General features: G+C 65.5%; 19 protein-coding genes and 2 pseudogenes. 13 read left to right on the top strand and 8 right to left on the bottom strand.

Translation table 11 applies throughout. The features are described from left to right. Positions 1–4 precede the first annotated feature (4 nt). Positions 5–416: pseudogene (locus ACVWW6_RS09455) on the top strand ((deoxy)nucleoside triphosphate pyrophosphohydrolase). Positions 417–531: 115 nt separating this feature from the next. Here the strand turns inward: ACVWW6_RS09455 and ACVWW6_RS09450 are convergent. Continuing rightward, positions 532–1,380 carry a methyltransferase domain-containing protein gene (locus ACVWW6_RS09450; protein ID WP_028175802.1) on the bottom strand — a complete coding sequence of 283 codons (849 nt, stop codon included), beginning with the start codon at positions 1,378–1,380 and terminating at the stop codon, positions 532–534. 139 nt (positions 1,381–1,519) lie between these two features. On the opposite strand from ACVWW6_RS09450, the gene ACVWW6_RS09445 reads away from it, so the two are divergent. Genes ACVWW6_RS09445 through ACVWW6_RS09430 form a run of 4 tightly spaced genes read left to right on the top strand, consistent with a single transcriptional unit; the run spans position 1,520 to position 3,994 of the window. Continuing rightward, positions 1,520–2,317: a ComF family protein gene (locus ACVWW6_RS09445; protein ID WP_456680591.1), complete on the top strand. Its 798-nt coding sequence runs from the start codon at positions 1,520–1,522 to the stop codon at positions 2,315–2,317. A 47-nt stretch (positions 2,318–2,364) separates the two neighbouring features. Beyond that, positions 2,365–2,640 (top strand): glutaredoxin 3, encoded by a 276-nt coding sequence (gene grxC, locus ACVWW6_RS09440; RefSeq protein ID WP_028175800.1) that lies wholly within the window; start codon positions 2,365–2,367, stop codon positions 2,638–2,640. Continuing rightward, a complete protein-coding gene (locus tag ACVWW6_RS09435) occupies positions 2,637–3,515 on the top strand; it encodes a carbon-nitrogen hydrolase family protein (RefSeq protein WP_060909843.1) in 879 nt (292 codons plus the stop codon). Before grxC ends, ACVWW6_RS09435 begins: the two co-directional genes overlap by 4 nt. Next, complete coding sequence (locus ACVWW6_RS09430; RefSeq protein ID WP_304549340.1) at positions 3,512–3,994, top strand: DUF1178 family protein; 483 nt, start codon at positions 3,512–3,514, stop codon at positions 3,992–3,994. Before ACVWW6_RS09435 ends, ACVWW6_RS09430 begins: the two co-directional genes overlap by 4 nt. A gap of 139 nt (positions 3,995–4,133) precedes the next feature. Here the strand turns inward: ACVWW6_RS09430 and ACVWW6_RS09425 are convergent, their stop codons facing one another. The 3 genes and pseudogenes from ACVWW6_RS09425 to ACVWW6_RS09415 all read right to left on the bottom strand — a co-directional run bounded on the left by ACVWW6_RS09425 (position 4,134) and on the right by ACVWW6_RS09415 (position 6,562). Further along, complete coding sequence (locus ACVWW6_RS09425) at positions 4,134–5,033, bottom strand: EamA family transporter (protein ID WP_304549342.1); 900 nt, start codon at positions 5,031–5,033, stop codon at positions 4,134–4,136. A gap of 278 nt (positions 5,034–5,311) precedes the next feature. Next, positions 5,312–6,080, bottom strand: a pseudogene (gene ubiG, locus ACVWW6_RS09420) (bifunctional 2-polyprenyl-6-hydroxyphenol methylase/3-demethylubiquinol 3-O-methyltransferase UbiG). Positions 6,081–6,094: 14 nt separating this feature from the next. Then, positions 6,095–6,562, bottom strand: coding sequence for a PH domain-containing protein (locus ACVWW6_RS09415; protein ID WP_011083047.1), 468 nt, complete (start codon positions 6,560–6,562; stop codon positions 6,095–6,097). A gap of 163 nt (positions 6,563–6,725) precedes the next feature. On the opposite strand from ACVWW6_RS09415, the gene ACVWW6_RS09410 reads away from it, so the two are divergent. The 5 genes from ACVWW6_RS09410 (at position 6,726) to ACVWW6_RS09390 (ending at position 13,824) form a co-directional block, all read left to right on the top strand. Further along, a complete protein-coding gene (locus ACVWW6_RS09410; protein WP_011083048.1) occupies positions 6,726–7,982 on the top strand; it encodes an aspartate kinase in 1,257 nt (418 codons plus the stop codon). 288 nt (positions 7,983–8,270) lie between these two features. Then, on the top strand, positions 8,271–10,538 hold the full coding sequence (gene ptsP / locus ACVWW6_RS09405) for a phosphoenolpyruvate--protein phosphotransferase (protein WP_456680590.1): 2,268 nt from the start codon (positions 8,271–8,273) through the stop codon (positions 10,536–10,538). Positions 10,539–10,596: 58 nt separating this feature from the next. Next, positions 10,597–11,682 (top strand): peptide chain release factor 1, encoded by a 1,086-nt coding sequence (gene prfA / locus ACVWW6_RS09400; RefSeq protein WP_060909839.1) that lies wholly within the window; start codon positions 10,597–10,599, stop codon positions 11,680–11,682. Continuing rightward, complete coding sequence (gene prmC / locus ACVWW6_RS09395) at positions 11,679–12,572, top strand: peptide chain release factor N(5)-glutamine methyltransferase (RefSeq protein WP_456680589.1); 894 nt, start codon at positions 11,679–11,681, stop codon at positions 12,570–12,572. The genes prfA and prmC overlap by 4 nt, the downstream gene beginning before the upstream one ends. A 463-nt stretch (positions 12,573–13,035) precedes the next feature. Continuing rightward, positions 13,036–13,824 carry a DUF4167 domain-containing protein gene (locus ACVWW6_RS09390; protein WP_011083052.1) on the top strand — a complete coding sequence of 263 codons (789 nt, stop codon included), beginning with the start codon at positions 13,036–13,038 and terminating at the stop codon, positions 13,822–13,824. 58 nt (positions 13,825–13,882) lie between these two features. Here ACVWW6_RS09390 and ACVWW6_RS09385 read toward each other — a convergent pair whose 3' ends face one another. Continuing rightward, positions 13,883–14,623: a methyltransferase domain-containing protein gene (locus ACVWW6_RS09385; RefSeq protein WP_011083053.1), complete on the bottom strand. Its 741-nt coding sequence runs from the start codon at positions 14,621–14,623 to the stop codon at positions 13,883–13,885. A 108-nt stretch (positions 14,624–14,731) separates the two neighbouring features. Here ACVWW6_RS09385 and gloB point away from each other — a divergent pair, with 108 nt between their 5' ends. Together gloB and ACVWW6_RS09375 are read left to right on the top strand one after the other, a co-directional pair. Next, a complete protein-coding gene (gene gloB, locus ACVWW6_RS09380; RefSeq protein WP_456680588.1) occupies positions 14,732–15,499 on the top strand; it encodes a hydroxyacylglutathione hydrolase in 768 nt (255 codons plus the stop codon). 23 nt (positions 15,500–15,522) lie between these two features. Continuing rightward, positions 15,523–15,945, top strand: coding sequence for a cupin domain-containing protein (locus ACVWW6_RS09375; RefSeq protein ID WP_011083055.1), 423 nt, complete (start codon positions 15,523–15,525; stop codon positions 15,943–15,945). Positions 15,946–16,060: 115 nt separating this feature from the next. Here the strand turns inward: ACVWW6_RS09375 and yddG are convergent, their stop codons facing one another. From yddG to ACVWW6_RS09360, 3 genes are all read right to left on the bottom strand, one after another. Continuing rightward, positions 16,061–16,930, bottom strand: coding sequence for an aromatic amino acid exporter YddG (yddG, locus tag ACVWW6_RS09370; protein WP_011083056.1), 870 nt, complete (start codon positions 16,928–16,930; stop codon positions 16,061–16,063). A gap of 168 nt (positions 16,931–17,098) precedes the next feature. Next, positions 17,099–17,824 (bottom strand): acetoacetyl-CoA reductase, encoded by a 726-nt coding sequence (gene phbB, locus ACVWW6_RS09365; protein ID WP_028175789.1) that lies wholly within the window; start codon positions 17,822–17,824, stop codon positions 17,099–17,101. A gap of 250 nt (positions 17,825–18,074) precedes the next feature. Next, a complete protein-coding gene (locus ACVWW6_RS09360; RefSeq protein WP_028175239.1) occupies positions 18,075–19,253 on the bottom strand; it encodes an acetyl-CoA C-acetyltransferase in 1,179 nt (392 codons plus the stop codon). 305 nt (positions 19,254–19,558) lie between these two features. On the opposite strand from ACVWW6_RS09360, the gene phaR reads away from it, so the two are divergent. Then, on the top strand, positions 19,559–20,152 hold the full coding sequence (gene phaR / locus ACVWW6_RS09355) for a polyhydroxyalkanoate synthesis repressor PhaR (protein ID WP_011083059.1): 594 nt from the start codon (positions 19,559–19,561) through the stop codon (positions 20,150–20,152). Positions 20,153–20,352: the final 200 nt, after the last annotated feature.

Here is a 20,352-nt window from a genome sequence, read left to right as displayed (position 1 = left end):
CTCCATGACCCCTCTCAAGCTCACACTGGTGGTGGCCTGCGCGCTCGTCGACGCCGACAAGCGCGTCCTGATCGCGCAGCGCCCCGAGGGCAAGGCGCTGGCCGGCCTCTGGGAATTTCCCGGCGGCAAACTCGAGCCCGGCGAGCGGCCGGAGCAGAGCCTGATCCGCGAGCTGCATGAAGAGCTCGGAATTACCGTCGCCGAGCCGTGCCTGGCGCCGCTGACCTTTGCGAGCTACGGCTACGAGACCTTCCACCTGTTGATGCCGCTCTACATCTGCCGGCGCTGGGAGGGGATGGTCGCCGCACGCGAAGGCCAGACCCTCGCCTGGGTCCGTGCCAACAAGCTGCGCGACTACCCGATGCCCGCCCGCGGACATTCCGCTGATCCCGCATTTGATTGATTTGCTGATGTGAAGCCGGACCTCATCCTGAGGAGACCGCGAAGCGGTCGTCTCGAAGGATGGCCACACGGCAAGAGCGGGGCCTGCATGGTTCGAGACGGCGCTTACGCGCCTCCTCACCATGAGGATCACTCTTCCCCCGCCTTCTTCACTGCCTCCGCGAGGCTCGCCTTGGCCGACCCCGGCTTGAGCGGCTGCTGCTGGCTCGCATGCGGGGCCCAGCCTGAGAGCCAGATGATGTCGAATGTCGCGCGGATGCGGCCGTCGGAATCGGCAAAGCGTTCGGCATAGATCTCGGCCATGCGCAGCAGCGTCGCGCGCCGGCTCGGCGTGCGGCGGCGTTCGATCAATACATTGGCCGCGCCCATGCGCCTGATATCCTGCATCAGCGCGAAGGCATTGGCGTAGCGCACCACGACACGGTCGACGTCAGTGACCGGCAGCGCAAAGCCCGCGCGCTGCAACAGCGCGCCGATGTCGCGCAGATCGGCGAACGGCGCGACGCGCGGCGACACGCCGCCTTCGCATTCGGCTTCGGCGGCAGCAAAGGCCTGGCGCAGCTCGGTGAGGCTGTCGCCGCCGATCATCGCGGCCAGCAGCAAGCCATCCGGCTTCAACGCGCGCCGGACCTGCGCCAGCACGCCCGGCAGGTCGTTGACGAATTGCAGCGCCAGTGCCGAGACGACGAGATCGAGGCTCTCGGGCGTGAAGGGCAGCTTCTCCTCGCCGGTTTCGCCAAGTGCAATCCGCTGAAGTGACGGCAGCCGTGCGCGCAGGACCGCGAGGCCTTCACCGGGCGTCCAGAGATCGGCCGGAGCGTGAAACTCCCGCATCACCGCGGCGAGCCGGTCGGACATGTCCTCGGTCACCCGATCGAGCAGGAAGCTCACGGCGCCTTGCGCGTGCGCACGGCGTTGCCGCGCGTGCAGCAAGGCCCGATCGAACAGGGCGGGCGGGGTTTGCACGTTCTGAGCCATGCCGCTGGTTACGCCGATCCAAGTCGTTCTGGCAACCGTGTCCCGGACGCGGTGCGGCACCAAGTGACGCGGCGCGCTGCATCTGGAGCACGAGACCGAGCCGCTTGAGCGGATTGTCGCAGAGCGCTAGCCTCCTCCCATGGAAGCCGACGCCGCCCCTTCCCGTTCCATCGCGGCCCCTCTGCGTGCCGCATGGACGGCCGGCCGTCACGCGCTGGCGCGCGCGGCACGGCTCGCACTCGACATTGCGCTGCCGACCTTGTGCGTGTCCTGCCGCGAGCCGGTGGATGGCGAGGGCGTTTGCGCGGCCTGCTGGGCGCGGCTGTCATTCATCGAACGACCCTATTGCCCGCGGCTCGGCATCCCCTTTGTCTACGATCCCGGCCCTGACATGCTGTCGATGGAGGCGATCGCGAGTCCGCCGGCCTACCAGCGGGCGCGCGCAGCGGTGCGCTATGACGACGTCGCACGCACGCTGGTGCATGCGCTGAAATACCAGGACCGCACCGATCTGGCGCCGGCGATGGGCCGCTGGATGGCGCGCGCGGGCGGCGAGCTGCTCGCCGGCGCCGACATGCTGATCCCCGTTCCCCTGCACTGGCGACGGGCCTGGCGCCGCCGCTACAACCAGTCCGGGGCGCTGGCGCGAAGCGTCGAGCGGCAGAGCGGGGTGAAAGTGCGAGGCGAGGTGCTGCGCCGGGTGCGCGCCACCGAGCAGCAGATCGGCCTGTCGCGGGCCCAGCGCGCCACCAATGTGCAGGGCGCATTCCAGGTATCTCCCGACCGTCAGGCCGAGGTGCAGGGCCGCCGCATCGTCCTGATCGACGACGTCCTGACGTCAGGGGCGACGCTGGATGCCTGCGCCCGTGCCTTGCTGCGCGCCAAAGCGGCCCAGGTGGACGTGCTGGTCTTTGCCCGGGTTGTGGAGGTCAGGTGAAGTCCCATATAATTCAATGAATTCATGACATGAGAGCGCCAGACAAGATGACCGCCGCCGTCGAGATCTACACCAGACCAGGCTGCGGCTATTGCTCCGCGGCCAAATCGCTGCTGACCCGCAAGAAGGCGACCTTCACGGAATTCGACGTCGCCAGGAACCCGTCCTGGCGCGACGAGATGTACGACCGCGCCGGCGAGGGCTCGACCTTCCCGCAGATCTGGATCGGCGGCAGCCATGTCGGCGGCTGCGACGACCTCTACGCGCTCGACCGCGAGGGCAAGCTCGACGGCATGCTCGAAAGCGTGAAGGCCGAATCATGAGCGACAACAGGACCTTCACCGCCGCGATGGTGCAGATGCGCACCGGCCTGATGCCCGAGCCCAGCCTCGCGCAGGCTACCAGGCTGATCCGGCAGGCAGCGGCCAACGGCGCCGACTACGTGCAGACGCCCGAAGTCAGCAACATGATGCAGCTCAACCGCAAGGCGCTGTTCGAGCACCTCCAGAGCGAAGAGAACGACGCCTCGCTGAAGGCTTATCGCGCGCTCGCGGCGGAGCTGAAGATCCACATCCATGTCGGCTCGCTGGCATTGCGGTTCTCGGACGAAAAAGCCGTCAATCGCTCGTTCCTGATCGGGCCCGAGGGCAATGTGCTCGCGAGCTACGACAAGATCCACATGTTCGACATCGAGCTGCCGGACGGCGAGAGCTATCGCGAATCCGCCAATTACCAGCCGGGCGAGACCGCCGTGATCTCCGACCTGCCCTGGGGCCGGGTCGGGCTGACGATCTGCTACGACGTGCGCTTCCCCGCCCTCTACCGCGCGCTGGCCGAGAGCGGCGCATATTTCATCACGGTGCCGTCGGCCTTCACGCGCAAGACCGGCGAAGCGCACTGGCACGTGCTGCTGCGTTCGCGCGCGATCGAGACCGGCTGTTTCGTGTTCGCCGCAGCGCAGGCCGGCCTGCACGAGAACAAGCGCGAGACCTATGGCCACTCGTTGATCATCGACCCCTGGGGCGAGATCCTCGCGGAAGGTGACGTCGAGCCCGGCATTATCATGGCCACGATCGATCCCGCCAAGGTCGAGACCGCGCGCCGGGCGATCCCTTCGCTCCAGCACGGCCGCCGCTTCGGCGTCGCCGACCCCAAGGCCGGGCCGGATCATCTGCATCTGGTGCGGGGATCGGCATGATTCGCTACGCGCTTCACTGCGACCGCAACCACGCATTCGAAAGCTGGTTCCAGAGCTCGTCGGCCTACGATTCGCAGGTGAAGCGCAAGCTCGTGACCTGTCCGATCTGCGGCTCGGCCAAGGTCGAGAAGGCGATCATGGCGCCGCGCATCGTCGGCAAGAAGGGCCGCGGGCCGGCCACGCCTCCGCCGGAGCCCGCTTCAACACCCGTGCCCGAGGCTGCGCCGTCAGGACCGACCTCGCTGCTGATGGCGCAGGAGCGCGAGCTGCGCGCCAAGATCAAGGAGCTGCGCGACCACATCGTGAAGAACGCCGACAATGTCGGCGAGCGCTTTGCGAACGAAGCCCGCGCGATGCACTACGGCGACAAGGAGCATCGGCCGATCTACGGCGAGGCCTCGCCCGACGAGGCCAAGTCGCTGATCGACGAAGGCATCGAAGTCTCGCCGCTGCCGACGCTGCCGGAAGACAGGAATTGACGCGCGAAGCGCGTCATCCCGGAATGGTCCGAAGGATCAGACCTCAGATGCGCAATTGCGCATCGGGGGATCTCGAGATTCTCAGGAGCGCAATTGCGCTCCATAGTTCGCCCTTCGGGCGCCCCGGAATGACAGTCAACTACGCCCCCACCAACACCGCCACGCCGACCACGATCAGCGCGATGCCAAAGATCTCGCGTGGCGCGATCGGCTGCTTGAACGAGTAGTACGCCACGCCTTGTGCGAACAGCACCTCGATGAGGGCGAGCGTGCGGACATTCGCGGCCGCGGTCAGCGCGAACGCCAGGAACCAGAACTGCGAGGAGAAGGCGCCCATGAAGCCGGCGAACAGCGACGGCTTCCACAGGCCAAGGATCGCCTGCAGGATCTTGGGCGCGCGCCAGAGCAGGTAGATCGTCAGAATCAGAGTCTGCACGAACAGGCCCAGCACCAGCGTGAAGGACGCCGCCGTTACGAAAGACACGTTCGGCACCGTGATGATGGCGCCGCGGAAGCCGACCGCGGACAGCGCGAATGCCGCGGCCGCCACAAGCCCCAGAATGGTCGGCTTCAGCTCGGCAAAGCTTTTCTCACCGCCGGGCCGCAGCGCCGTGATGACGACGCCGACGGTCGCAACCACGATCGCCAGTACCTTCAGCAAGGTGAGATGATCGCCGAGGAAGACGAAGCCGAAGATCGCGGTCTGGATCGCCTCGGTCTTGAGGTATGCCGTTGTCACCACGAAGGAGCGGTCGTTCATCGCCAGCAGCATCAACCCGGTGCCGACGATCTGGCTGAGCGCCCCCAGCAGCAGCCAGGGCCAGAACACCGACGGCGGCATGCCGAGATGATCGCCGGTCGCGACCAGCACGACGCCAAGAAACAGCAGCGAGAACGGGAAGCCGAACAGGAAGCGGATATTGGTCGCGCCCCACGTCCCCAGCGGCTTCGTCAGCGACCGCTGCATCGCATTGCGCGCGACCTGCCCGAGCGCGGCAATGACGGTGAAGGGAATCCAGAGGCTGGTGATGGTGAGCATGGGGGTGGGTGGGGATGGTGTGGCGGGAGAGGATTTGCGGCCAACCTGCCGCTAGCAGCAAAGCAGGTCAATCACAGGGATGTCATGGGTGCGATGCTCTCGCTACAAACGCCGATGTCGTCCCGGCGAAGGCCGGGACCCATAGCCACTTGATTTGGTTTGGCGAAGATTCGTGGTGACGAGCTTCGCGCTGCAACTTCTCCTGGGGGTATGGGTCCCGGCCTTCGCCGGGACGACACCGTGGGTGTGGATGCAGCTAGGCCGCCACGAACAGCCCCTCACACCATCCCTTCCGCCACCACCATGTAGTTCACGTCCATGTCGGAGGAGAGGGGTCCACTTGTCGGCGAAGGGTGAGTAGACGACGCCGGTCTGCTCGGTGATGACGAGGCGGTTGTCGAGCAGGTATTTCGTCAGCTCGTCGGGGGTGACGAACTTGTTCCATTCGTGGGTGCCGCGCGGCAGCCAGCGCAGGACGTATTCGGCGCCGACGATGGCGAGCGCAAAGCTCTTCCAGTTCCGGTTCAGCGTCGAGACCACCATCAGCCCGTTGGGCTTGAGCATCGCGGCGCAGCGCTTCAGGAAAACGCCGACATCGACGACATGCTCGACCACCTCCATCGCCAGCACGATGTCGAAGCGCTCGCGCGGGTCGATCTCCTCCACCGTGGTGCAGCGGTAGTCGATCGCAAGATGGCTCTTGTCGGCGTGCAGTTTTGCGGCCGCAATATTGCTCTGCGAGGGATCGACGCCGATGACCTGCGCGCCTAACCGCGACAGCGGCTCGCAAAGCAGGCCGGCGCCGCAACCGATGTCGAGCACGCGCAGGCCGCCGAGGCAGTTGAGGCTGCGCACGTTGCGCTCGAACTTGCGGCAGGCGGCGTCGCGGATATAGCCGAGCCGCAACGGGTTGATCCGGTGCAGCGGCGCCATCTTGCCCTTGGGGTCCCACCACTCCGCGGAGAGTTTCGAGAATTTCGCGATCTCGGCGGCGTCGACGGTCGAGCCCGGCTGGGCAGTTGCGGAAGTATTTTGCTGCATGCTCATGGTTACGCGCGGTCCTACCGCGTGGTGATCGAACTACGGAAGGCGAGCGGCGAGGCGATGGTCCTGATCGTCTCGATCCCCTCGCCGACACCGCGAATGGTCACGTCGCCGTAGTTGAGAATACGTCCAAGAATCGTCTGATCGACGTCGACGCTCTCGACCTTGTCCAGCGCCATCTCGAAGGTGCGGCGCTTGATGAACCCGGTCTTGTGCACAACCCTGAGGTTGGTGACGTCGGTCTCGGTGGTGAAGCGATGGAACCAGCCCTTCACGGTCCAGTACAGGGCGGCCAGCGCCACCAGGCCCGAGCCGAACAGGGACAGGATCATCACGCTGTAGATGTCGCTCTGCCGGGACAGGGCGAACAGGGCCAGGGCCACGATCCAGGCCACAATCGCCGGGAAATAGAAGATCCAGTGCGCATTGGTCGAATACAGCACCCGCTCGCCCGGTTGCAGGATCTCGTCGATGTAACGCGCCATGTTCTCGGTTAACCCATTACCCCCAAACCGGACCTCGAGCCTGCCCCCGCAGGAACCCGCTTGCCCCCGGCCCCGCCGCTATGTATACGCGCGGTCGGTGTCCGCGAGGCCCGTCCAGTGCGGGTCACCATACTGATCCTTATGAGGGAATGCACGCGTCGTCATGAGCCGCCTCGTGATGAAATTCGGCGGCACATCCGTCGCCAACATCGAACGCATCCGCAACGTCGCACGCCATGTGAAGCGTGAGGTCGACGCCGGCCACGAAGTGGCCGTGGTCGTCTCGGCGATGTCGGGCAAAACCAACGAGCTGGTGGCCTGGTGCACCGAGGCCTCGCCGATGCACGATGCGCGCGAATACGACGCCGTCGTCGCCTCCGGCGAACAGGTGACCTCCGGCCTCCTCGCCATCGTGCTCCAGAGCATGGGCATCCAGGCCCGCTCCTGGCAGGGCTGGCAGATCCCGATCAAGACCAGCGACGCCCATGCCTCGGCCCGGATCGAGGACATCGACGGCAGCGAGATCATCAAGCGCTTTAGGGATCGCAAGGAAGTCGCCGTCATCGCCGGCTTCCAGGGCATCAACCCCGAGACCAACCGCATCACAACGCTCGGCCGCGGCGGCTCCGACACCTCGGCCGTGGCGGTCGCCGCCGCCGTCAAGGCCGACCGCTGCGACATCTACACCGACGTCGACGGGGTCTACACCACCGACCCGCGAATCGTGCCGAAGGCCAAGAGGCTCGGCAAGATCGCGTTCGAAGACATGCTGGAACTGGCCTCGCAGGGCGCGAAAGTGCTCCAGGTCCGCTCGGTGGAACTCGGCATGGTCCACAACATGCCGATCTTCGTCCGCTCGAGCTTCGACAAGCCCGAGGATATCGACCCGCATGCCAACCAGCCGCCCGGCACGCTGATCTGCAGCGAGGAGGAGATCATGGAAAGCCACGTCGTCACCGGCATCGCCTTTTCGAAGGACGAGGCCCAGATTTCGGTGCGCCAGATCGAGGACAAGCCGGGCGTCGCCGCGTCGATCTTCGGTCCGCTGGCGGATGCCAACATCAACGTCGACATGATCGTGCAGGGCGTCTCCGAGGACGGCAAGACCACCGACCTCACCTTCACGGTGCCGGCCGCGGACTTCACCCGCGCCAGGGATACGATTACCGCCGCCAAGGGCAAGATCGGCTATGCCCGGCTCGATACCGCCACCGACGTCGCCAAGATATCGGTAATCGGCAGCGGGATGCGCAGCCACGCCGGCGTCGCCGCCCAGGCGTTCTCGGCCCTCGCCGGACGGAATATCAACATCCGGGCCATTACAACCTCCGAGATCAAATTCTCGGTATTGATCGACACCGCCTATACCGAGCTTGCGGTGCGGACCCTGCATACGCTCTACGGCCTCGATCAGGCTTAGGCTAATTTTCTCTTAGCGGTCGCAGCAAACGCGAAGGTGTACACACCTTCGCGTCTGGCAGGCGTTTTGCTTGGCAAAACAAGCCCCAATTCGCTATACGGCGAACAGGGTGGGCTGCCACATACTGTGCCCCAGTTGAGGCGGTGCTGATTCGGCTCAGGCGCCAAATCTGAAGAAGATTTGGACCCGGGCCGGCGCCGGATGAGCAAATTCGTTGTTTTTCTGGATTTTCGGGCGAGCCGCCGGGACCCCCTTTCGGGCCCGGCTGACGGAGGAGACTGAGGGTACATGCGGAGCGCGTCGGGAGGTCCCCGCGTCTTGTTGAGACGGCTCCGCGAAACCATGGCGGAGCAGGTCTCGGCCCAGGAGCGGCTGGACAAGATCGTGGTGCTGATCGCCGCCAACATGGTGGCCGAGGTGTGCTCGGTCTATGTGCTGCGCATCGACAACACGCTCGAGCTCTACGCTACCGAAGGTCTGAACCGCGAGGCGGTGCACCACACCGTGCTCAGCGCCCATGAGGGCCTGGTCGGCCTCGTCGCCAGCGAGGCGACGCCGCTCAATCTGAACGACGCGCAGAGCCATCCGGCCTTCTCGTTCCGCCCGGAGACCGGCGAAGAGATCTACCACTCCTTCCTCGGCGTGCCGATCCTGCGCGCCGGCAACACGCTCGGCGTGCTGGTGGTGCAGAACCGCGCCAAGCGCACCTATGTCGAGGAAGAGCTCGAGGCGCTGCAGACCACCGCGATGGTGCTGGCCGAGCTGATCGCCTCCGGCGAACTGTCGGCGCTGGCCCAGCCCGGCCTCGAGCCGGCCGCGCGCCACTCCATGCAGAGGGTCGGCGCGATCCTGTCGGAAGGCATCGCGCTCGGCCATGTCGTGCTGCACGAGCCGCGCGTCGTCATCAAGGACTACATCGCCGAGGACCTGCCGAAGGAAATCAAGCGGCTGGACACCGCGCTCGCCAAGCTGCGCGCCGATCTCGACCGCATGCTGGAGCGCGGCGACGTCGCCGAGGGCGGCGAGCACCGCGAGGTGCTGGAAGCCTATCGCATGTTCGCCAACGACCAGGGCTGGTCGCACAAGCTGCACGAGGCTGTCGCCACCGGCCTCACCGCGGAAGCCGCCGTCGAGCGCGTGCAGTCCGACACCCGCGCGCGCATGCTGCGCTCGACCGATCCATACCTGCGCGACCGGCTGCATGACCTCGAGGATCTCGGCTACCGCCTGATGCGGCAGCTCGTCGGCCAGGACCACGCGCCGTCACGCGAACAATTGCCCGACAATGCCATCGTCATCGCCCGCGCGATGGGCCCGGCGGCGCTGCTCGACTACGACCGCAAGCGCCTGCGCGGCATCGTGCTGGAGGAAGGCACCGCCAACTCCCACGTCTCGATCGTGGCGCGCGCGCTCGGAATCCCTGCGGTCGGCGAAGTGCCGAACGCGCCCGGTATCGCCGATCCCGGCGACGCCATCATCGTCGACGGCACGTCGGGCTCGATCTATGTGCGCCCCTCGCAGGAGATCGAGGCGGCCTTCGCCGAACGCGTGCGCTTCCGTGCCCGCCGCCAGGCGCAGTACCTCGCGCTGCGCGACCGGCCCTGCGTCACCAAGGACGGCCAGAAGGTCGAGCTGATGATCAACGCAGGTCTCGCCATCGACCTGCCGCATATCGAGGACACCGGCAGCGCCGGCATCGGCCTGTTCCGCACCGAGCTGCAATTCATGGTCGGCCAGAGCCTGCCGCGCACCAGCGACCAGCTCGCGCTCTATCGCACCGTGCTGGATGCGGCGGGCACCAAGCCCGTCACCTTCCGCACCCTCGACATCGGCGGCGACAAGGCGCTGCCCTATATGGAAGCGGTGATCGAGGAAAATCCGGCGCTCGGCTGGCGCGCGATCCGGCTCGGGCTCGACCGTCCCGGCCTTTTGCGCGGCCAGATCCGCGCGCTGCTGCGCGCCGGCGGCGGCCGCGCGCTGCGCATCATGTTCCCGATGATCTCGGAGGTCGCCGAATTCGATGCGGCGAAGGCGCTGGTCGAGCGCGAGCTGACATATCTGCGCCAGCACGGCCACACGCTGCCGGAGCGGATCGACATCGGCACCATGGTCGAGGTGCCGGCGCTGCTGTATCAGCTCGACGAGCTCCTGAAGAAGGTCGATTTCATCTCGGTCGGCTCCAACGATCTGTTCCAGTTCCTGTTCGCGGTCGACCGCGGCAATGCCAAGGTCTCCGAGCGCTTCGACACCATGTCGGCGCCGATCCTGCGCGCGCTGCGCGACATTGCCCGCAAGTCCAATGCGGCGCAGAAGTCGCTGTCGCTCTGCGGCGAGATGGCCTCCAAGCCGATCGGCGCGCTGGCGCTGATCGCGATGGGCTATCGCTCGCTGTCGCTGTCGGCAACCGCGCTCGGCCCGGTCAAGGCGATGGTGATCGATCTCGATGCCAAGAAGGCCGAGGCGATGCTCGGCCCGTTGCTGGATGCGCCAAGCGGCAGCGTCTCGATCCGGCAGAAGCTGACGGAATTTGCCGAGGCCGAAGGCCTGGCCTTGTAGCGGGCCTGTCGCCCGCGTCCCGCCGCCTCGCCGCCTTCCGCCATTTGAGACTTACCCGATGTCGTCACTCCCCGAAGCCAAACTGGACGTCCTGCTCGCGCATCACGCTTCGCTCGAGGCCGAATCGCTGGGACAGCTCGCCTCCGAGCGCTACGTGCAGATCACGCGCGAGCTCGCCGAGATCACGCCGCTGATCGAGGCGGTCAAGACTTACCGGTCCGCGGTTAAAGAACTCGCCGACACCGAGGCGCTGATCGCCGATCCCACGACGGATGCGGAGATGCGCGGCATGGCGGAAGCCGAGCGCGACGAGCTGACGCCAAGGATCGAGGATCTCGTCCAGAAAATCCGCGTCGCGCTGCTGCCCAAGGACGCCATGGACGACCGCAACGTGGTGCTGGAAATCCGCGCCGGCACCGGCGGCGACGAGGCTTCGCTGTTCGCCGGCGACCTGTTCCGGATGTACGAGCGCTTCGCCAGCCTGCAGGGCTGGAAGGTCGAGGTCATCTCGGCGAGCGAAGGCACCGTCGGCGGCTACAAGGAAATCATCGCGGAGGTGCAGGGCCGCGGCGCGTTCTCGAAGCTGAAGTTCGAATCCGGCGTGCACCGCGTGCAGCGCGTGCCCGACACCGAGACGCAGGGGCGCATCCACACCTCGGCCGCGACGGTGGCGGTGCTGCCGGAGGTCGAGGATGTCGACGTCGACATCAAGAACGATGATCTGCGCATCGAGACCATGCGCGCGCAGGGCGCCGGCGGCCAGCACGTCAACAAGACCGAATCGGCGATCCGCATCACCCACATCCCGACCGGCATCGTGGTGATGATGCAGGACAGCCGCTCGCAGCACAAGAACCGCGCCTCGGCGATGAACATCCTGCGCTCGCGCATCTACGACGCCGAGCGGCAACGCGTCGATGCGGCGCGCTCGGCCGAGCGCAAGGAAAAGGTCGGCTCCGGCGATCGCAGCGAGCGCATCCGCACCTATAATTTCCCGCAAGGGCGCGTCACCGACCACCGCATCAATCTGACACTCTACAAGCTGCCGCAGGTGATCGCGGGCGAAGCGCTTGGCGAATTGATCGACGCGCTGACCACCGAGCACCAGGCCGCACAGCTCGCCGCGCAAGGCGCGGCGGCGTGACGCCCCGCGTGAGCGATCCCTTCACCGGACAATCGATCGAGAGCGCACGGCGTGCACTGGCGGCGCGGCTGCGATCGGCGCAGCTCGAGGAAGCCGAGCTCGACGCCCGCATCCTGCTTGGTGCTGCGCTCGGCCTCGATCTCACCGGCCTGATCGCGCAGGCTGCGCGGCTCCTCACGGAAGCGGAGGCCTCGCGGCTCGCGCAGCATGCGCAACGCCGGATCGCGGGCGAGCCGGTGGCGCGCATTCTCGGGACGCGCGAATTCTGGGGCCTGCCGTTCCGCCTGTCGGACGCAACCCTGGTCCCACGCCCCGACACAGAGACGGTCGTCGAGCGCGCGCTCGAGCTTTTCCGCGAGCAGAAGGCAATCCAGCAGCCACGCATCGCCGACATCGGCACCGGATCCGGCGCGATCCTGCTGGCGCTGCTGCACGATATTCCCGGCGCCTTCGGCGTCGGCACCGATCTCAGCCTGAACGCGCTCGAGACCGCCAGGGGCAATGCCGTGACCCTTGGCCTTGCCGACCGCTCCGCCTTCGTCGCCTGTTCCTATTTAGCGGCGCTCCGCGGCCCATTCGACCTCATCGTGTCGAATCCGCCCTATATCCCTTCCGCCGAAATTCCGAAATTGAGCATCGAGGTGCGCGAGCACGATCCGCATCTGGCGCTCGACGGCGGCAACGACGGATATGACGCCTACCGCGCCCTGATCCCGCAGGCGGCCGAGCGTCTCGCGCCCGGCGGAGCGCTGATCGTCGAGGCCGGACAGGGCCAGGCCCGAAATATTGAAACCCTTTTGACGGCTGCGGCGTTGGTGGTGGACAGGCCGCCCAAGGCCGATTTGGCGGGTATCCCACGGGCCGTTTCGGCCCGAAAAATGCCCCCATAAAAGCCGGATTGGCCTGTAAAAACCACTTGGAATATCCCTTGGGAACGACTACCTTCTACTCAACACATCGGTGTCGGCCCCGTACACCTACGGGCGAAAGCCGGGCTCTCGGGCGAGAGCTTCACTGATTTTAGGTTCCAAGCCGCAGGTCCTGTTAAGCGCGATAGCCCATTGAGGTGCGCAGCTTTCCGACCGCAAAGTGAACGAAAGCCTGATATTGCGCGCGAAGACTAACGCAAGAAACCAGGGCTTGTTTTGGCAGGCAAAATGAATGGGTTCGCTGGCAATGAATGCTGGCGGGTGGGGAACGCGTCTTTGTTGAACGCGACGGTCGACGAACATTGGCAGGGTTCAAGCCGCCTCTTGCGCGCGGTGCGCGTGAGCGATGTGAACCGCTGTCATCAGGTCACTCCTAGCAATCAGTAATGCGTGCAACCTTTAGGGCTGGAATTAAAGGCAGGACATGAGAAACGGTCAGAACAAGCAGCGGATGCGCAACCGCAACAACAACAATAACAACAACCGGCGCGGCCAGAACCCGATGACCCGGGTCTACGAGTCCAACGGACCCGATATCAAGATCCGCGGCACGGCTTCGCATATCGCCGAAAAATATCTGCAGCTCGCGCGCGACGCGCGCTCCTCCGGCGACCCCGTTGCTGCCGAGAACTACTACCAGCACGCCGAGCATTATTTCCGCCTGATCGCGGCCGCCCAGGAGCAGTTCCGCCAGAACCAGCAGCCGCGCGGCGACGAGCCCATCAGCAGCAATAGCGACGACGGCGAAGACGACGGCGAGAATTTCTCGAATTTCGGCCAGGAGCCGGGCTTCGTCCCGCAGCCGCAACAGCAGCAGCCCTTCATGCGCGACCGCGACGGCCAGCGCGATCATCATCAGCGTGATCACCAGCAGCGTGACAACCAGCCGTCGTACCAGCGCGACAACCAGCAGCCGCGCGAGCACCGCGAACGCGACCATCGTCCGCAGCCGCAGCAATATCAGCCGCAGCCAATGCCGCCGAACCAGCCGCAGCCCGTCATCGCCGATGCCGGCAGCGTCGATCGCCTGCCCTCCTTCATCACCGGCGCACAGCCGCAAGTGAATGTCGGCGCGAACGGCGGCCAGGCTGGCTTCGAGGGCGGTGGTGGCGGCGAGCGCTTTCCGCGCCGGCGGCGCCGGCCGCATGGCCCGCGCCCCGAGCGCGAAGCCGCTCCGGCCGCGTCCAGCGACGATCTGGCGCCCGGCGAGTAAGCTCCTTCGGATTTTCTGATCTGCATCGTCCCGGCCTCGCGCCGCGGACGATTTGTTTTCAGCTGCGCGTCACCGTCGAGGACGGCACCAGCACCGGCTTCAACGAGGGAATCAGCCGCGCCCGCTCGCGCTTGGCGGGGATCGCGCGATAGACCTGCTTGGTGGCCTCGACGATGTGCACGCCGGCGAAGGGTAGCGACAGCGCCGCGCCGGCACGCTCCCACATCTGCGCCGATTTCAGCACCCAGCCGCCGGCATAGGGCGGCATGAACAGCGCCTCGCCCCAGGCGGTCGGCGTGAACCAGGTCTGGCGCAACAGATCGGTGATCTGCGAGCGCGAATAGGGCCGGCCGTGGCCGAACGGCGTATTGTCGCTGCGCGTCCACACGCCGCGCCGGTTCGGGATCACCGCGATCACGCGGCCGGACGGCGACAGCACGCGCCACACCTCGCGCAGCAGCGCAGCCGGATCGTCCGACATCTCCAGCGCGTGGACCAGCAGGATGCGGTCGACCGCGGAATCGGGAAGCGGCAGCGAGAATTCATCCACCAGCGAGGCCAGCGCCGGCCGCCCCGTAGGCCATTTCAGGACGCCCTGGGCCGCCGGCATGAAGGCGAGGCAGCGCTCGGCGTCCTCCCGGAACAGTCCGAGATAGGGCGTGGGATAGCCGATGCCGAGCACGCGCTGGCCCTCGGCGCGCGGCCAGCGCTCCCTGATGCCGCGATTGATCATTTGCCGCGCCACAATCCCGAGGCGACGGGAATAGAACTCGCGGAGGTCGACGACGTCGATGCTCATGACGGCAATGTAACATGCGCAAGGCCGCGGCTGCGCGCTGAATATTGCATTGCCTGCGCAACGTTAACGCCATATTTGTCTGGCGGGGCTGAGCGCGAAGGAGACGTCATGGCTGCCGAAATTCGTACTTTCAGCTGTTTAAACGACAATTTCGGTTACCTGATCCACGATGTGGAAACCAAGGCGACAGCGTCGATCGACGCGCCGGAGGCCGGCCCCATCCTGAAGGCGCTGGAGCGCGAGGGCTGGCAGCTCACCGACATCCTGATCACCCATCACCATGGCGATCATGTCGGCGGGGTCGCCGAACTCAAGCACAAATACAACTGCCGCGTCGTCGCGCCGCACGACAAGACCACTGCGATCGCCAACGTCGACCTGCGCGTCGCCAATGCCGACGTGGTCAAGGTCGGCAACCTGCTGGCGCGCGTCGTGGAGACGCCCGGCCACACGCTCGACCACATCTCCTACGTGTTCGACACCGAGAAGACCGTGTTCGCCGCCGACACGCTGTTTTCGATCGGCTGCGGCCGCGTCTTCGAGGGCACCTACCCGATGATGTGGGATTCGCTGCTGAAGCTGCGGGCCCTGCCTGACGATTTCAAGCTCTATTGCGGCCACGAATACACCGCCTCCAACGTCAAGTTCGCGCTCACCGTCGATCCCGACAATGCGGCGCTTCAGGCGCGCGCGGCGGAGGTGGCCAAGCTTCGCGCCGAGAACAAGCCCACGATCCCCTCACTGCTTGGTGACGAGAAGCAAGCAAACGTGTTCCTGCGTGCCGATGACCCCTCGGTCGCAGCCAGGCTACACATGAAGGGTGCGGATGCCGCCGCGGTGTTCGGCGAGCTGCGCGAGCGCAAGAACAAATCCTAAAGAACAAATCCTGACGGGGATCGATGCCGACCGCAGCCGAGATCATCGCGCGCCTTGAACTCCGACCGCATCCCGAAGGCGGGCACTATCGCGAGACGTTTCGCGACCAGACCACGGACGCCAACGGCCGTTCGCGCTCGACCCTCATTTACTTCCTGCTCGCGCGCGGCGAGCGTTCGCACTGGCACCGCATCGATGCGGTCGAGATCTGGCATTACTACGCCGGCAGCCCGCTGATGCTGCGCATCGCGCATGAGGGCTGCTCCCAGCACGAGGTCCGCCTCGGCACGGATCTCGTGAGCGGCGAACGACCGCAGGCCATCGTACCGGCCGATGCATGGCAGATGGCCGAGACAACAGGTGAGTGGACACTGGTCGGCTGCACCGTGGCACCCGCATTCGAGTTCGCGAAGTTCGAGCTCGCGCCGAAGGGCTGGGAGCCGTAGCTCCACACCGTCATTCCGGGGCGCCCCGCAAGCGGCGAACTCGGAATCTATCTCGCCACCATTGACGCCGATAAATGGATTCCGGGTTCGCACGTCGTGCGCCCCGGAATGACAATCATCGCTTCCGCAACACCATATCTTTCGCCGCGATCAGGCCGCCGCCGGCGATCAGGACTGCGGCGATGGCGATATTGGCACTGGCTTTTGCGAAGCCGGCGGCGATGAGGAAGCCGGTAGAGAGCAACGGCGTCGCATAGGACGCAGCGCCGAGCACGCGGATGTCGCCGCGCTTCATGCCGATGTCCCAGGCGTAGAACGCAGCCCCGACGGGGCCGATGCCGAGCCCAATCACGGAGATCCATTGCAGCGCCGTCTCCGGCCACACGGTGGTTTCGAGCGCGCCATGCATCAGCGCAGCGAGCAACGCCGTGGCGAGACAGAAGCCCGCGACCGCGTCGGTCGGCACCGCCTTCAATCGGCGCGATAGCACCGAATAGGTCGCCCACACGAAGGCGGCGATGAAGGCCGCGATCAATCCCGGCACCGCCCCCGGCGCGAAGCCGGAGGTATTGCCGGCGAACAGCAGCACGGTGCCGACGAGGCCGAGCACGGCACCGACGATGTGATGCACGGCCAGCCGCTCGCCCGGCAGGAAGGACGAGAACAGCACGATCAGCAGCGGCCAGAGATAGTTGAGCAGACCGGCTTCAGCCGGCGGCGCGAAGCGCAGTGCCAAAAAATACAGCGCGTGATAGCCAAACAAGCCGCCGACGCCGACGGTCCACACAGCCAGTGGCTGGCGCAGGCTTTTCGCCGCCTCGCCGCGGCCGATCCAGGTGAGCAGGCCGACGAGGCCGCCGATCGCAAATGTCATCGCGGCGAGCTGGAATGCCGGGATCTTTCCGGTCGCCACCGTCATCACTGACAGCAGCGACCACATCAGGATCGCGGTCAATCCGATCAGCGTCGCGGTGCGGGGAGTCATTTAAATCGCCTCGTCATTCCGGAGCGGCTCAAAGAGCAGAACCCGGAATCTCGAGATTCCGGGTTCGCCGCTATCGCGGGCCCCCGGAATGACAGTGCATGGACAAATGCCCGGGACAAGCCCGGGCATGACGACGTCGTCGATATCAGCCTGCGTGATGCCTACGCATCACACCATGTACTGGCCGCCGTTGACGGTCAGCGTCGAGCCGGTGATGGCGCCGGCTTCGTCGGCGGCGAGGAACACGACTGCGCGTGCGATTTCCTCGGGCTCCCCTAAGCGGCCGATCGGGATCAGCGGCAGGATCGCCTTCTCCAGCACGTCCTTCGGCACCGCCTGCACCATCTCGGTGTTGATGTAGCCGGGGCAGATCGCGTTCACGGTGACGCCGCCCTTGGCGTTCTCCAGCGCTAAAGCCTTGGTGAAGCCGATCTCGCCGGCCTTCGCCGCAGAATAGTTCACCTGGCCGAATTGGCCCTTCTGGCCGTTGATCGAGGAGATGTTGATGATGCGGCCGAACTTGCGCCCGCGCATGCCTTCGATCACCTGGCGCGACATGTTGAACAGCGAGCCGAGATTGGTGCCGATCACGGCGTTCCATTGCTCGAGGCTCATCTTGTGGAAGGCGCCGTCCTTGGTGATGCCGGCATTGTTGACGAGCACGTCGATCGGGCCGACCTCGGCCTCGACCTTCTTCACGCCTTCGGCGCAGGCGTCGAAATTGCTGACGTCCCATTTGTAGACAGCGATGCCGGTCTCCGCCTTGAACTTCTCCGCCGCGGCATCGTTGCCGGCGTAGCTCGCCGCGACCTTGTAGCCGGCCGCCTTCAGCGCCTTGCCGATCGCAGCTCCGATGCCCCGCGTACCACCCGTCACCAATGCAACACGTGCCATATCGTATTCCTTCCCTTGGACTCTTCGGACGTTTCTGAGTGATCGTTTTTAGCTACGGATTATGCGGGACGTTTGACGGACATCAAGAACAAAACGCCCGGCGTGAGCCGGGCGTTTCTCTTTAGTCGAGGCTGACGCGGTTGCGAAGAATATTTGATTTGCAACCGCTGCCTTTTTAGTCGCGTGCAACGCACTCACTTATGTGTGCAGCGCACGCGCATGGTCCACGTAAGCTGCGCGAGAGCTAGATTCAGTCGCGCGCCAGACACATCGCGATACCCATGCCGCCGCCGATGCACAGCGTGGCAAGGCCCTTCTTGGAATCGCGCTTCTGCATCTCGTGCAGCAGCGTCACCAGCACGCGCGCGCCGGAGGCGCCGACCGGGTGGCCGATCGCGATCGCACCGCCATTGACGTTGACCTTGGAGGTGTCCCAGCCGAGGTCCTTGTTGACGGCGCAAGCCTGCGCCGCGAAGGCCTCGTTGGCCTCGATCAGGTCGAGGTCGCCGACGTTCCAGCCGGCCTTCTTCAGCGCGGCGCGCGAGGCCGGGATCGGGCCCGAGCCCATGATCTTCGGATCGACGCCGGCCTGCGCCCACGACACGATGCGCGCGAGCGGCTTCTTGCCTTCCTTGGCAGCCTGCTTGGCGGTCATCAGCACCACGGCGGCAGCGCCGTCATTGATGCCGGAAGCAGAGCCTGCGGTGACCGTGCCGTCCTTCTCGAAGGCGGGACGGAGCTTGGCCATCGCATCGAGCGTTGCGCCATGGCGCGGGTATTCGTCGGCGCTGACGACCACGTCGCCCTTGCGGGTCTTGATGGTGACGGGGACGATCTCGTCGTTGAACTTGCCGGCCTTCTGCGCGGCCTCGGCCTTCTGCTGCGAGGCGACCGCGAACTCGTCCTGCTGGGCGCGGGTGATCTGCCACTGGCGCGCAACGTTCTCGGCGGTGTTGCCCATGTGGTAGCCGTTAAAGGCATCCCACAGGCCGTCCTTGATCATGGTGTCGATGAATTCGAGCGCGCCCATCTTGACGCCGCCACGCAGATACTGGGCGTGCGGAGCCATGCTCATCGATTCCTGGCCGCCGGCGACCACGATCTCGGAATCGCCGTTGAGCAGCGCCTGGTAACCGAGTGCGACCGTGCGCAGACCCGAGCCACAGAGCTGGTTGACGCCCCAGGCCGGGCTCTCCACCGGAATGCCGGCGGCGATCGAGGCCTGGCGGGCCGGGTTCTGGCCCTGAGCGGCGGTCAGAATCTGGCCCATGATGACTTCGGAGACCCGGCCGGGCTCGATGCCACCACGCTCCAGCGCGGCCTTGATGGCGACGGCGCCGAGATCGTGGGCGGGAAGGGTCGCGAACGCTCCGTTGAAGCTTCCGACCGGGGTGCGGGCGGCGCTGACGATGACGACATCGTCTGACATGGGCATCTCCTGGGGTTGAATGGGGGCAGACGGGGCTGGGGAAACGGCTCGCCAGTCTCGGACGGCATCCTGTTAACGTCATTGCGGCATGTCAATCGGCCGGTGGCCGAATTCATGCCGCAACGCATTCCAAATAGCGTTCTTGGCGCTTTCGCAAGCACGTTTTTGCTGCCCGATTAACCGTGGCGCACAAAACGGTAGCGTGACCCCTTTGAAAATGCTTATTTTGTTGCGTTGCGTACTCTTCCCGCCCTGCGGCATCGGCCGCCGGGTTCCCGTTCTCAGCGTCTTGCAAGTGAGAGCCCATGGCGAAATCAGACCAACCCACCACCATCAAGAAATACGCGAACCGCCGGCTCTATAACACCGGAACGAGCACCTATGTGACGCTGGAAGACCTCGCCGCCATGGTCAAGGATGGCGAAGATTTCCTGGTCTACGACGCCAAAACCGGCGACGACATCACCCGCTCGGTGCTGGCCCAGATCATCTTCGAGCAGGAGAACAAGGCCGGCCAGAACCTGCTACCGACCACCTTCCTGCGCCAGCTCATCCGCTTCTACGGCGACAGCATGCAGATGGTGGTGCCGAAATATCTGGAACAGTCGATCGCGACGCTGACCCAGGAACAGGAGAAGTTCCGCAAGCAGATCGCCAATACGCTGTCCGGCACGCCCTTTGCGCCCCTGGAGGAGCAGGTCCGCCGCAACATGGAGCTGTTCCAGCAGACCTTCTCGATGTTCAAGCCGTTCGCCCCGCCGGCGCGCTCCTCCACCACCCCGGAGCCGGAGCCCGATGCGACCGCCGAGGCGCCGAAGGACAGCAACATCGACGATCTGCGCCAGCAGATGAAGGAAATGCAGGAACGCCTCGAGCGGATGTCGAAGAAGGAAGAGTAGGTCCTCTCGTTCGCCTCAGCGCGGCCGCCTGCCGCGGGCGTTTGCTTGGCGATTGTGCGCCCGTCATTCCACAATGTCGTCCTGGCGAAAGCCAGGACCCATACCGCGTGATCTGTCGGTAGAGATCGATAGCAGTACCGAACGACGAATCATCGCCAAACTGCTTCCTGGGGTAATGGGTCCTGGCTTTCGCCAGGACG

The sequence above is a fragment of the Bradyrhizobium sp. USDA 3311 genome, assembly GCF_054062495.1.
Note: the sequence above shows the minus strand (reverse complement) of the source record. Positions and strands in the feature narration are given on the sequence as shown.

What these genes read in the sequence shown, in the direction of transcription:
- ACVWW6_RS09375 (WP_011083055.1), top strand. Translation starts at nt 15,523, where the DNA reads ATGCCGACCGCAGCCGAGATCATCGCGCGCCTTGAACTCCGACCGCAT.
- ACVWW6_RS09450 (WP_028175802.1), bottom strand. Translation starts at nt 1,380, where the DNA reads ATGGCTCAGAACGTGCAAACCCCGCCCGCCCTGTTCGATCGGGCCTTG.
- ACVWW6_RS09435 (WP_060909843.1), top strand. Translation starts at nt 2,637, where the DNA reads ATGAGCGACAACAGGACCTTCACCGCCGCGATGGTGCAGATGCGCACC.
- ACVWW6_RS09425 (WP_304549342.1), bottom strand. Translation starts at nt 5,033, where the DNA reads ATGCTCACCATCACCAGCCTCTGGATTCCCTTCACCGTCATTGCCGCG.
- ACVWW6_RS09445 (WP_456680591.1), top strand. Translation starts at nt 1,520, where the DNA reads ATGGAAGCCGACGCCGCCCCTTCCCGTTCCATCGCGGCCCCTCTGCGT.
- ACVWW6_RS09430 (WP_304549340.1), top strand. Translation starts at nt 3,512, where the DNA reads ATGATTCGCTACGCGCTTCACTGCGACCGCAACCACGCATTCGAAAGC.
- ptsP (WP_456680590.1), top strand. Translation starts at nt 8,271, where the DNA reads ATGCGGAGCGCGTCGGGAGGTCCCCGCGTCTTGTTGAGACGGCTCCGC.
- ACVWW6_RS09385 (WP_011083053.1), bottom strand. Translation starts at nt 14,623, where the DNA reads ATGAGCATCGACGTCGTCGACCTCCGCGAGTTCTATTCCCGTCGCCTC.
- grxC (WP_028175800.1), top strand. Translation starts at nt 2,365, where the DNA reads ATGACCGCCGCCGTCGAGATCTACACCAGACCAGGCTGCGGCTATTGC.
- ACVWW6_RS09390 (WP_011083052.1), top strand. Translation starts at nt 13,036, where the DNA reads ATGAGAAACGGTCAGAACAAGCAGCGGATGCGCAACCGCAACAACAAC.
- ACVWW6_RS09415 (WP_011083047.1), bottom strand. Translation starts at nt 6,562, where the DNA reads ATGGCGCGTTACATCGACGAGATCCTGCAACCGGGCGAGCGGGTGCTG.
- yddG (WP_011083056.1), bottom strand. Translation starts at nt 16,930, where the DNA reads ATGACTCCCCGCACCGCGACGCTGATCGGATTGACCGCGATCCTGATG.
- ACVWW6_RS09360 (WP_028175239.1), bottom strand. Translation starts at nt 19,253, where the DNA reads ATGTCAGACGATGTCGTCATCGTCAGCGCCGCCCGCACCCCGGTCGGA.
- gloB (WP_456680588.1), top strand. Translation starts at nt 14,732, where the DNA reads ATGGCTGCCGAAATTCGTACTTTCAGCTGTTTAAACGACAATTTCGGT.
- phaR (WP_011083059.1), top strand. Translation starts at nt 19,559, where the DNA reads ATGGCGAAATCAGACCAACCCACCACCATCAAGAAATACGCGAACCGC.
- prfA (WP_060909839.1), top strand. Translation starts at nt 10,597, where the DNA reads ATGTCGTCACTCCCCGAAGCCAAACTGGACGTCCTGCTCGCGCATCAC.
- ACVWW6_RS09410 (WP_011083048.1), top strand. Translation starts at nt 6,726, where the DNA reads ATGAGCCGCCTCGTGATGAAATTCGGCGGCACATCCGTCGCCAACATC.
- phbB (WP_028175789.1), bottom strand. Translation starts at nt 17,824, where the DNA reads ATGGCACGTGTTGCATTGGTGACGGGTGGTACGCGGGGCATCGGAGCT.